This is a genomic window from Roseivivax isoporae LMG 25204, assembly GCF_000521865.1.
Lineage (GTDB): Bacteria > Pseudomonadota > Alphaproteobacteria > Rhodobacterales > Rhodobacteraceae > Roseivivax > Roseivivax isoporae.
In genome coordinates this window covers 1-11,412 of sequence record NZ_JAME01000060.1, presented here as the reverse complement: position 1 = coordinate 11,412, position 11,412 = coordinate 1, and the positions used below count along the sequence as shown (strand labels likewise).

Annotated in this window: 8 protein-coding genes; 7 read left to right on the top strand and 1 reads right to left on the bottom strand. The window is 68.9% G+C overall.

Annotated features, from left to right (window positions below):
* The first annotated feature begins 414 nt into the window (after positions 1 to 414).
* The 3 genes from RISW2_RS21565 (at position 415) to RISW2_RS21555 (ending at position 4,898) form a co-directional block, all read left to right on the top strand.
* On the top strand, positions 415 to 1,500 hold the full coding sequence (locus RISW2_RS21565; protein ID WP_043774976.1) for a TRAP transporter substrate-binding protein: 1,086 nt from the start codon (positions 415 to 417) through the stop codon (positions 1,498 to 1,500).
* 97 nt (positions 1,501 to 1,597) lie between these two features.
* Positions 1,598 to 2,527, top strand: a complete 930-nt coding sequence (locus RISW2_RS21560; protein ID WP_043774974.1) for a TRAP transporter small permease subunit — start codon at positions 1,598 to 1,600, stop codon at positions 2,525 to 2,527.
* A 16-nt stretch (positions 2,528 to 2,543) separates the two neighbouring features.
* Positions 2,544 to 4,898 carry a TRAP transporter large permease gene (locus RISW2_RS21555; protein WP_043774971.1) on the top strand — a complete coding sequence of 785 codons (2,355 nt, stop codon included), beginning with the start codon at positions 2,544 to 2,546 and terminating at the stop codon, positions 4,896 to 4,898.
* Between the two features lie 46 nt (positions 4,899 to 4,944).
* Here the strand turns inward: RISW2_RS21555 and RISW2_RS21550 are convergent, their stop codons facing one another.
* The gene (locus RISW2_RS21550) at positions 4,945 to 6,768 is read right to left on the bottom strand and encodes an extracellular solute-binding protein (RefSeq protein ID WP_043774978.1); all 1,824 of its coding nucleotides are present in this window, start codon (positions 6,766 to 6,768) and stop codon (positions 4,945 to 4,947) included.
* 286 nt (positions 6,769 to 7,054) lie between these two features.
* Here RISW2_RS21550 and RISW2_RS21545 point away from each other — a divergent pair, with 286 nt between their 5' ends.
* From RISW2_RS21545 to RISW2_RS21530, 4 genes are all read left to right on the top strand, one after another.
* Positions 7,055 to 7,828 (top strand): 3-hydroxybutyrate dehydrogenase, encoded by a 774-nt coding sequence (locus RISW2_RS21545; RefSeq protein ID WP_043774969.1) that lies wholly within the window; start codon positions 7,055 to 7,057, stop codon positions 7,826 to 7,828.
* A gap of 86 nt (positions 7,829 to 7,914) precedes the next feature.
* Positions 7,915 to 9,003, top strand: a complete 1,089-nt coding sequence (locus RISW2_RS21540) for a transglutaminase-like domain-containing protein (RefSeq protein WP_043774967.1) — start codon at positions 7,915 to 7,917, stop codon at positions 9,001 to 9,003.
* A 118-nt stretch (positions 9,004 to 9,121) separates the two neighbouring features.
* Entirely contained in the window at positions 9,122 to 10,963 is a 1,842-nt protein-coding gene (locus tag RISW2_RS21535; RefSeq protein WP_043774965.1) for an ABCB family ABC transporter ATP-binding protein/permease, read from the top strand.
* Positions 10,964 to 11,056: 93 nt separating this feature from the next.
* On the top strand, positions 11,057 to 11,395 hold the full coding sequence (locus tag RISW2_RS21530) for a hypothetical protein (RefSeq protein ID WP_043774962.1): 339 nt from the start codon (positions 11,057 to 11,059) through the stop codon (positions 11,393 to 11,395).
* The last annotated feature ends 17 nt before the right edge of the window (positions 11,396 to 11,412 follow it).

Genomic DNA, 11,412 nt, shown 5'->3' with positions numbered 1-11,412 from the left:
CGGCCGGCAGCGCCAGCGCGAGAGAGATTGCGGCACCGATCGCGGCGGCGGATGGGTTCGGAACGTCGGCCACGGCGGCATCCTCTCTGTACGTAACGTCCTCCGGGCGTCCCCGGGTCGGGATCAGACAAGCACGTTTCGCCGGGCGATCCAATCAACTCTGGATTGCCGAACGAGTCCTTGCCCACAGCCGTGACGGTGCGGCGACAGTGCCGCGCCCCGAGTCCGACAGTGCCGCGCCCCGAGTCCGCGGGCGCCCGGCCCGGCTTTACGTAGGGGCCGGGTTTTTCTTCGCGTTTCAACAGCATTTACGCTTCCGCTAACGCGAATCCGGCGATACGGTCCGGGCACTTGCGATCCGCGCGGGCAGGGATCCGACAGGGGCCCGCGCAAGAAAAAACAGGGAGGACATGCATGGATCGTCGTTCGTTTCTCAGGACGTCCGCGGTGGGGGGAACCGCCGCGGCCGCATCGACGCTGGCGGCACCGGCCTACGCGCAGGGCAACCGCACCCTGACGCTCGTCACCACGTGGGGCCGCGGCCTTGCGGGGGTGCACGACAGCGCGCAGTACTGCGCCGACGCCATCACCGCGGCGACAGACGGCCAGTTGACGGTCGACCTCAAGGCGGCGGGCGAACTGGTGGGCGCATTCGAGGTGTTCGACGCGGTCTCGGCCGGCCAGGCCGACATGTACCACGGCGTCGACTACTACTTCGTCAACCAGCACCCGGCCTACCAGTTCTTCGCCTCGCTGCCCTTCGGCATGACCGCGCAGGAGCTGAACAACTGGTACTACCATGACGGCGGGTTCGAGCTGCACAACGAGCTCGGCCAGATCTTCGGCCTGAAATCGTTCCTCGCCGGCAATACCGGGCCCCAGTCGGGCGGCTGGTTCCGGCGCGAGATGAACAGCCCCGAGGACTTCAACGGCCTGAAGTTCCGCATGCCTGGCCAGGGTGGCGAGGTGCTGGGCAAGCTCGGCGCGAGCGTCCAGAACCTGCCCGGCGGCGAGGTGTACCAGGCGCTCGCTTCCGGCGCGATCGACGGTACCGAGTGGATCGGTCCCTGGGCCGACGAGAAGGCGGGATTCCAGGAGATCACCAAGATCTATTACACCGCGGGCTTCCACGAGCCGGGGCCGGGCCTGTCGCTGGCCGTGAACCTCGAGGTCTGGGAAAGCCTGTCGCCTGCCCACCAGGCGGTCGTCGAGCAGGTGGCCACCGCGTCGAACAACTGGACGCTGGCGATCTTCATGAAGAACAACGCCTCCGCGCTGCAGCGCCTGCAGAGCTCGGGCGTGACCGTGCGGGAATTCTCGGACGAGATCTGGGACGCCTTCGGCACCGCCGCGACCGAGGTCTACCAGCAGTACATGGGTGACGAGCTCTACAAGAAGATCTTCGACAGCTACCAGGCATCGATGCGCGACTCCGCCGGCTGGATCCAGCGCTCCGAGGGCGCGTTCAGCCAGCAGCGCAACCGCATCATCGGCGTCTGATCTTGTGATATGATCGGAAGGGCGGCGTCCCGCGAGGGGCGCCGCCCGGGCGCATCCGCGCGCGGATGCACGTCGTGTTCAGACAGGTCGAGGGCACATGGAAGAGGACGGTGCGACGCAGGGCTTCTGGCTCTTCGAAGGGGTGTGGTTCGTCATCAGGAACATCGCGCTGGCGTTCTGGCACGTCGGCTACGCGATCACCCATCCCGGGCTCTGGCTCGACTGGTCGAACAGCGAGGCGATCATGCGGGTCGTCTATTACGGCGGCTCGGTCGAGTTCTTCTTCGTGGCCTTCACCACGTTCCTCGTGATCGCCATCGCGGGCTTCTACAACAACCGCTTCCTGTGGGGGGTGGTGCGCGGGCTCGAGGGCTTCGCCAACACGCTCGGCCGCGTGGTCGCGTGGTTCGGCCTGATCATGGTGCTCCAGCAGGTCATCATCGTCTTCATGCAGCGGATCTTCGCGCGCTCGTCGATCTCCCTCGGGCTCGGCATCCCGATCGAGTTCGACATCTCGTGGTGGTCCGAGGAGCTCAAGCTCTACAACGCGATGATCGTGGCGCTCTGCCTGTCCTACACCTTCGTGCAGAAGGGCCACGTGCGGGTGGACCTCGTCTATTCCGCCGTGAGCTTCCGCACCAAGCGGGTGATCGACATGGCCGGGTCGATGCTCTTCATGCTGCCTCTGGCGGTGCTGATCTGGATGTATTCCTGGTTCTTCCTCTGGCGGCACCTGATCGTGCCCAACCCCTCCGCCTCGGAGCCGCTGGAGCGGCTCCTGATGAAGGCGCGGGCGCTGCGCTGGAACGTGGAGACCATCGGCTTCAGCCCCAACGGGTTCACGGCCTACTTCCTCTTCAAGGTGCTGCTCGTGGCGATGACGGGCCTCATCTTCCTCCATGCCTGGGCATTCTTCTTCCGCTCGTATCTCGAGTGGAAGGAAGGACCCGAGAGCGAGGACAAGTATCTCGACAAGGACGTGCTGGACGCGCCGGATACCGGCGGTCACCAGCACGCGGAAATCTGACCGGCGGGGACGGAAAATGCTGTTCGGACTTGATGGCGTAGAGCTGGGGCTCATCATCGTCTTCGTCACGCTGTTCGCGGCGATCCTTTCGGGGTTTCCGGTCGCGTTCGCCATCGGCGGCGCCGCCGTCATCTCCTTCGCGATCATCGCGGTCCTCGACAGCGCGGGGCTCCTGATCCACCAGGCCATCGACCGCTCGTCCGAGGCCTACTCGGCGCTGGTCGGGCAGGGCATCCGGTCCGAGACGATCACCATCTTCCGGTATCCCGACCTGCCGCGGGTCGGGGAGGCGCTGTTCGAGAACGGCTGGCAGACGGCGCTCGACCGCAACGTGTCGTTCATCACCAACCGCATCAACGAGCGCGTTCTGGCAGGCCCGTCCATCGAGACGCTGCTCGCGGTGCTGATGTTCGTGCTCATGGGCATCGTGCTCGAGCGCTCGAAGATCGCGAACGACCTCCTGACCACCATGGCGCGTGTCTTCGGCCCGCTCCCGGGCGGGCTCGCCGTGTCGATCGTGGTGGTGGGGGCCTTCCTCGCGGCGTCGACCGGCATCGTCGGCGCGACGGTGGTGACCATGGGGCTCCTCGCGCTGCCCACGATGCTGCGGGCGGGCTATTCGCCCGAGCTGTCCACCGGCGTCATCGCCGCGTCGGGCACGCTCGGCCAGATCATCCCGCCGTCGATCGTGATCGTGCTTCTCGGCACGCTCGCGGGCGACCTCTACGCCGCGAGCCAGGAGACCCGCGCGCAGCTCGCGGGCTGCACCGACGCGCTGACCTTCCTCGGGGAACCGGCCGTCGTTTCGGTCGGCACGCTGTTCCAGGCGGCGCTTCTTCCCGGCATCCTGCTGGCTCTGCTCTACGCGATCTACGCGTTCGGCTTCGCGCTCCTGAACCCGTCGAAGGCGCCGCCGGTCTCGCTCGGCTCCACCCGCGGCGAGGTGGTGACGCGCAGCGAGGCGCTGACCTGGTACCTCTTCGTGCCGGTGGGCATCCTGGCGGGCGCGCTGCTCATGGGGCAGGTCAACCTGATCGGCAGCCAGTCCACCGATGTCAGCAGCTTTTCCGCCGCCGGCCAGACCGCGTCGCTGCGCACCAACGTGTCCGAGGAATGCCAGGCGTCCATGATCGACCTGCACGGCCAGGCCGCGTGGGATCGCGCGGTCGAGGAGCAGGCCGCGATCGACGCCGCGGGCGGCGTCGAGGAAGTGCACCGCCTGACGCCCGAGGAGATCGAGGCGGCGCGGGCGCAGCAGATCGCGGACGCGGCGCCCATCGGCGGCGGCATCGCCGCATTCGCCATCATGATCGGGCTCGTGCTGTCGCTCGGGCGCGGCGTGGCGCCGAGTGCGGACCCGCGGCCGCTGATCGCGGGCGCGGTGGGCGTGCTCCTGCTGCTCGCGGTCGACGTGCTGATCCTCGGGCCGTCCACCTCGGCCGGGGCGACGGTGCTCTGGATCGCGCTGCCGCTCGCCATCGCGTTCTACGGCTGTCGCCACGCCGCCATTCGGATGGGGCGCAACGACCTCATCCGGGTGGTCTTTCCGCCGCTCGTGCTGATCGTCGCGGTGCTTGGCTCGATCCTCGGCGGGATCACCAATCCGACGCCCGCGGCGGCCCTCGGCGCGGCGGGGGCGATCGTGCTCGCCGCCTACCGCAAGCTGCGCGAGCAGGGCCGCGACCCGTGGATCGTCACGTGGTCCACGCTGGCGCTCGTCCTGATGATCCTCATCGGCGTGAACTTCGACCTGCGCGTGAACGTGTCCGAGGTGCGCTTCGAGACGTGGATCGCGTTCCTCGTGGCCTACGGCGCCTTCCTCTTCGCGCTGTTCGGGCTGCTCTACTCCTGCTGGGTGCTCTTCGCCTCGGGCGTGCTCACGCCCGCGGTGCGCGAGACCGCCAAGGTCACGTCCATGGTGTTCACCATCCTCGTGGCCTCGCAGCTTCTGAACCTCGTGGTGATCTCGTTCGGGGGCGAACACTACATCCAGCAATTCCTTCAGAGCTTCGACAACGAATTCAAGGTCTTCCTGATCGTCATGCTCGTGCTGTTCGTGCTGGGCTTCGTTCTGGACTTCCTCGAGATCATCTACATCGTGGTGCCGATCGTGGGCCCGGTGATCTACGGCGGCGCGTTCGACCCGAAATGGGTCACCATCATGATCGCGGTGAACCTGCAGACCTCTTTCCTGACGCCGCCCTTCGGCTTCGCGCTGTTCTACCTGCGGGGCGTCGCGCCGGCCTCGGTCACGACCGGGCACATCTACCGCGGCGTCGTGCCCTTCGTCCTGATCCAGGTGCTGGGCCTGCTGATCCTGTGGTTCTTCCCGGGCATCGTGACGATCGTGCCGGACCTCATCTCGAACTGACGGCGGCCCGCCCGCCCGGCATCAGGTCCGGGCGGGCGGCGGCGCGTCACTCGGGCGTCTCCTCCCACCACCACACGTCGGGGTGGAAGTTGATGAAATCGCCGTAGATGGGCAGCGTCTCGGGATAGCGCAACTCCTTCACGTGGGCGATGCGGCTCTCCTGGAACTGGTAGACCGGGATCACGTAGCGCCCCGTCGTCAGCGCGCGGTCGAGCGCGCGGGTCGCCGCCACGAAATCGTCGTTCGTCTCTGACCCGAGGATCGCGTCGATCATGGCGTCGATCGCGGGGGATTTCGCGCCCATGAGATTGCGCGAGCCGGGCGCGTCCGCGGCTTCCGACCCCCAGTAGAGCTTCTGCTCGTTGCCGGGGGACAGCGACAGGCCGCGGGTGTACCACGTCATGTCGAAGTCGAAGGTGTTGGTGCGCTCGTTGAACTGCGCGCTGTCGACGAGCGTGATGCGCGGCGTGATGCCCATGCGCTTCAGCGCCTGCGCGAAGAGGTCGATCATCGACGCGGCCTCCGGGCTGCCCTGCGGCAGCAGGATGTCGAAGCCGAAGGGCACGCCCTCGGGCGTCATCATCACGCCGTTCTCGACGGTGTAGCCGGCCTCCTCCATGCGCGCCATGGCGATGCGCAGGTTCGAGCGGTTGCGCGCCGTGCCGTCGCCCTCGGGAAGGGCGTAGCCGTCGAGCGCGCCGGGCAGGAGGTCGTCGGCATGGGGCTCGAGCAGCTCGCGCACGCGCCCCTCGGCCGCGCCGTGGTCCATTCCGAGCATCGAGTTCGAGAAATACGACGTGATACGCGGCTGCCGACCGCCGGTCATCGTGCCGTTGATGAACTCGAAGTTGAAGGCGTGCAGCATCGCGTCCCGCACCCGCCAGTCGTCGAAGGCGTCGCGGCGCGTGTTCATCACGAAGCCGGTGATGCCCGACGGGCGCTCATGCGGGATCTCGGACAGCACGATGTCGCCGCGCTGCACGGCCGGGAAATCGTACTGCGTTTCCCATTTCTCGGCGTTCGTCTCGCGCAGCGACGTGATCTGACCGGACTTGAACGCCTCGAACAGCACCTGCGCGTCGCCGTAGAACTCCATCCGGATCTCGTCGAGGTTCGCCTGGCCGCGCATGAAGGGCAGGTCGCGCCCCCAGTAATCGGCATCGCGGGTCAGCGTGACGGAGCGTCCGGGCTCGAAGTCCGAGATGACGTAGGGCGCCGTGGTGACCGGGATCACGTCGAGGCCTGATTCGCCGAAATCGCGCCCGTCCCACTGCGCCTTCTTCAGGATGGGCCGCATCCCGATCAGCAGCGCCAGTTCCGGGTTGTCCTCGGAGAACGTGAAGCGGACCTTGCCGGGGCCCGTCTGTTCCATCGAGGCGACCTGGTCCCAGGTGGACAGATAGCGCGGGTGGCCGACCGTCCCGAGCGTCTCGTAGGACCACATGACGTCCTCGACCGTCACCGGGCTGCCGTCCGAGAACCGCGCTTCGGGGCGCAGGGTGAACTCGACCCAGGACCGGTCGGGGCCCACCTCGATCGATTCGGCCAGCAGCCCGTAGAGCCCGAAAGGTTCGTCGTAGTTTCGGCCCATCAGGCTTTCATAGGCCAGAAAGCGCAGCTGCCAGGGCGGCGTGCCCTTCAGAATATGGGGGTTGAGGCTGTCGAAGCTGCCGACCTCGCCCACCACGATGCGCCCGCCCTTGGGGGCGTCGGGGTTCGCGTAGGGCAGCGACTCGAAGTCTGGGGGCAGGGCCGGCTCGCCGTACATGGCGATTCCGTGCTGCGGGTCCGCACCCGCCGCGGCGGCCGCCGCGACGAAGGCCCCGACGGCCACGCCGCGCCTCAGGCGGTGGAAACAAGCCTTCGTCATCTGCACGACACTCTCCGTCTGCCCTTGTTTTGTTCTGCCACGTCTCTACCGGGACCGTCGTGCCCGATCAAACTTTTAGCTTGGCTTCCTGATGTGATGGGTCTATGTTCGACGTACTGCTCGATAGGTTTCTTGCCTGTATGAAACCTGCCTCAATAACTGAACGCCGGCCTCGTGCCGGCGTTTTTTTTGCGCTTCGGGCTGCGCCCCTCCCTGATCCGCGCCGGGCTTGCGCTTTCGCCGCCATGCAGCGAAGCTTGCCGCGGCTGCACAAAGGGAGCTTTCCATGTCGCTCAAGGGCAAGACCGCAATCGTCACCGGATCGAATTCGGGCATCGGCCTCGGGGTGGCGCGCGAGATGGCGCGTGCCGGCGCCGATGTCGTCCTGAACTCCTTCACCGACCGCGACGAGGATCACAAGCTGGCAGAGGAGCTGGCGGCGGAATTCGGCGTATCGGCGCGCTACATCCAGGCCGACATGTCCAAGGGCGCGGATTGCAGGGCGCTGATCGAGACGGCCGGGCGCTGCGACATCCTCGTCAACAACGCGGGCATCCAGCACGTGGCGCCGATCGAGGACTTCCCCGTCGACAAGTGGGACGCGATCATCGCGATCAACCTCACCTCGGCGTTTCACACCACCGCGGCGGCGCTGCCGATGATGCGCAAGGCTGGCTGGGGGCGGGTGATCAACATCGCCTCGGCGCACGGGCTGACCGCCTCGCCCTACAAGTCCGCCTACATCTCGGCCAAGCACGGCATCGTCGGCATGACCAAGACCGTCGCGCTCGAGACCGCGAAGGAGCCGATCACCGCGAACGCCATCTGCCCGGGCTACGTGCTGACCCCGCTCGTCGAGGCGCAGATCCCCGACACCGCGAAGAAGTACGACATGACCGAGGAGGAGGTGAAGGAGAAGGTCATCCTGGAACGCCAGCCCTCCAAGGAATTCGCCACGGTGGAACAGATCGGCGGTACCGCCGTGTTCCTGTGTTCGGATGCCGCCGTGCAGATCACCGGGACCACGATCAGCGTGGACGGCGGCTGGACCGCGCTCTGACCGGCGCCCACCGTCTTGCCAGCCGCGCCCGGCCGCTCTAGGGCGGGCGCATCCTTCCGACCCGCTGAACGGAGTGCGACCGGACGATGACCGACAGACGGACCTTCCTCGGCATGGGCGTGGCCGCGGCCGCCCTGGCCGCATGGCCGCGCGGGGCGCGCGCGGCGCTCGACCCCCGGCCCGGCGACTGGCGGCAGTTCCGGATCACCACCGATGTCACGCTCGCCCCGGGCGCCGAGGCGCAGGTCTGGCTTCCGGTGCCCTCGGTCGACGAGCCGGGCTGGATGCGCGCGGGCGAGGCCGCCTGGACCGGCAACGCCGACGAGGCGGAGTTCATGGTCGACCCGGTGCACGGCGCGCGCTTCCTGCGGGCGCGCTGGGGGGCCTCGGAGGCGGCCGACCGCACGCTGAGCCTCGATGCGGGCGTCGCGACACGTGATCGCGCCACCGATTTCGGCGTGGTTCGCGAGGTGGCGCCGCTCGCGCCGTCGGCGCGCGCGCTCTACACCGCGCCCACCGACCTCATCCCGACGGACGGCATCGTCGCCGAGACTGCGGCACGGATCACCGCGGGCCTCGAGGGCGACGCCGACAAGGCGCGCGCGATCTACGACTGGATCGTCGAGAACACTGCCCGCAACCCCGAGACCCGCGGCTGCGGGCTCGGCGACGTGGCCTCGATGCTGGCCATGGGCGACCTGACGGGCAAGTGCGCCGACCTCAACGCGCTCTTCGTCGGGCTCGCGCGCGCGGCGGACCTGCCCGCGCGGGACGTCTACGGCATCCGCGTCGCGCCGTCGTCCTTCGGCTACAAGAGCCTCGGGGCCGGATCGCCGGACGTCACGAAGGCGCAGCATTGCCGCGCCGAGGTGTGGCTCGAGGCCCATGGCTGGGTGCCGGCCGATCCCGCCGACGTGCGCAAGGTGATGCTGGAGGAACCCCCCGGCGACCTCGGGCTCGATGACCCCAAGGTGGCGGCGGCGCGGGCCGCGCTCTTCGGCGCGTGGGAAGGCAACTGGGTGGGCTACAACTTCGCCCATGACGTGGCGCTGCCGGGCGCCCGGCAGGACCCCGTGCCATTCCTGATGTACCCGCAGGCCGAGATCGGGGGCGAGGCGCTCGATCCGCTCGCGCCCGACACGTTCCGCTACGCCATCACGGCGCGCGCGCTCTAGGCTCCGGACGGGCGCCGCGCGGGGACGCGGGCCGCCCGCGGTGTCCCCCCGCGCCGCGGCTGGCCTTTCCGCGCGCGTGGGCCTATGCCGGGTGCCGGACCGCCAGCAGGGAGGGGCCATGCCGCCCGACGCCGCCACCGCATCCCGGACCCGCGAGATCGCGCGCGAGGAGCGCCGCTCGGGCCTCCGGACCATCCGCAAGGTCGCGCCCTATCTCTGGCCCGAGGGCCAGTCCTGGGTGAAGCGGCGCGTGGTGCTGGCGGTGCTGCTCCTCGTGATCGCGAAGCTGGTCGCGGTCGGCACGCCGCTCTTCTACAAGGCCGCGGTGGACGCGCTGAGCACCGGCGAGATGACGCCGGCCTGGGCGCTCGGCGCGGGCGCGGTCGGCCTGACGCTGGCCTACGGCATGGCGCGGCTGATGAATTCGGGCTTCCAGCAGCTGCGCGACGGCATCTTCGCGCGGGTGGGCCAGCGGGCGCTGCGACGCCTCGCGCTCGAGACCTTCACCCACATCCACCACCTGTCGCTGCGCTACCACCTGACGCGGCGCACCGGCGGGCTCAGCCGCATCATCGAGCGGGGCGTGAAGGGGGTCGAGTTCCTCCTGCGGTTCCTGCTGTTCTCGATCGGGCCTCTGGTCCTTGAGCTCGTGCTGATCGCGGTCGTGCTCTTCGTGCTCTTCGACGTGTGGTACCTGGTGGTCGTGGCGCTGACCATCGTGCTCTACGTCTGGTTCACCTTCGCGGTGACCGAATGGCGGGTGAAGCTGCGGCGCGAGATGAACGCCCAGGACACCGACGCGAACCAGAAGGCGATCGATTCCCTGCTGAACTACGAGACGGTGAAGTATTTCGGCGCCGAGGCGCGCGAGGCGGCGCGCTACGACCGGGCGATGCAGTCCTACGAGCGCGCCGCGGTGCGCACCGCGACCTCGCTTGCCTTCCTGAATTTCGGGCAGGCGCTGCTCATCACCGGCGGCCTCGTCGCGGTGATGGTGATGGCGGCGGTGGGCGTGCAGTCCGGCGCGCTCACCGTGGGCGATTTCGTGATGGTCAATGCCTACATGATCCAGATCACCATGCCGCTCAACTTCCTCGGGACGGTCTACCGCGAGATCCGGCAGAGCCTGACCGACATGGGCGAGATGTTCGAGCTTCTCGAGCAGCCGCGCGAGGTCACCGACCGTCCCGGCGCCGGGACGCTGCGCGTCTCGCGCGGCGAGGTCGTGCTCGACAACGTGCATTTCGGCTACGATCCCGAACGGCCCATCCTGCGCGGCGTATCGCTGCGCGTCGGCGCGGGGCAGAGCGTGGCGCTCGTCGGCCCGTCTGGGTCGGGGAAGTCCACGGTCGGGCGGCTCCTGTTCCGGTTCTACGACGTGCAGGAGGGCGCGATCCGCATCGACGGGCAGGACCTGCGCGACGTGACGCAGGCCAGCCTGCACGCGGCGATCGGCGTGGTGCCGCAGGACACCGTGCTCTTCAACGACACGATCCGCTACAACATTGCCTATGGCCGCGAGGGCGCGCGCCAGGACGAGATCGAGAGCGCCGCACGCGCCGCGCAGATCCACGATTTCATCGAGAGCCTGCCGGACGGCTACGACACTCAGGTGGGCGAGCGCGGGCTCAAGCTCTCGGGCGGCGAGAAGCAGCGCGTGGGCATCGCGCGCACGCTGCTCAAGGATCCGCCGATCTTGCTGCTGGACGAGGCGACGAGCGCGCTCGACACCGAGACCGAGCAGGGCATCCAGGAGGCGCTCCGCCGCGCCGCCGAGGGCCGCAGCGTCCTGACCATCGCGCACCGGCTGTCCACCGTCGCCGACGCGGACCGGATCGTGGTCCTCGAGGCGGGCCAGGTGGTCGAGAGTGGCAGCCACGCGGAGCTTCTGGCGCGGCAGGGCCGCTATGCCGGTCTCTGGGCGCGGCAGGCCGCGGAGCGGGACGAGGACGCGGCGTGAGCGCAAAGCGCCGGGCCGATGCGCGCGCGGCGGGGGCAGGAGCCTCCGGCGGGGATATTTGCGCCAAGAAGAAGCCGGGGCGGAGGGCCGGGTATGGCGCGTGAGGCGCATCCCGAGACGCCCGACGGGCGCTACTTCGTCGCCAGGGAACGGCTCTGGCGGAAGACCGATCCGCGGCTCGACGACAGCGCGCGCCGGGCGGCGGTCAAGGCGCTGATGCGGGCGCGCCGCGCGGTGGCGCAGGCGGCCGACGCGGAGGAGGAGGCCCGCGCGCGGGCCGAGGTCGACGCGGCAAAGCGCCGGCTCGGGGAGCGCGGGCCGGTCTGGTGGGACGACGGCGCACCCGACGAGGGCGGCCGGCACCCGGCGAACTCGCGCTACGCCGCGTGGTGGGCGGCGCTCTCGCCCGAGGAGCGCGCCCGGGGCGCGTGAGCGCTCACTCGGCGGCG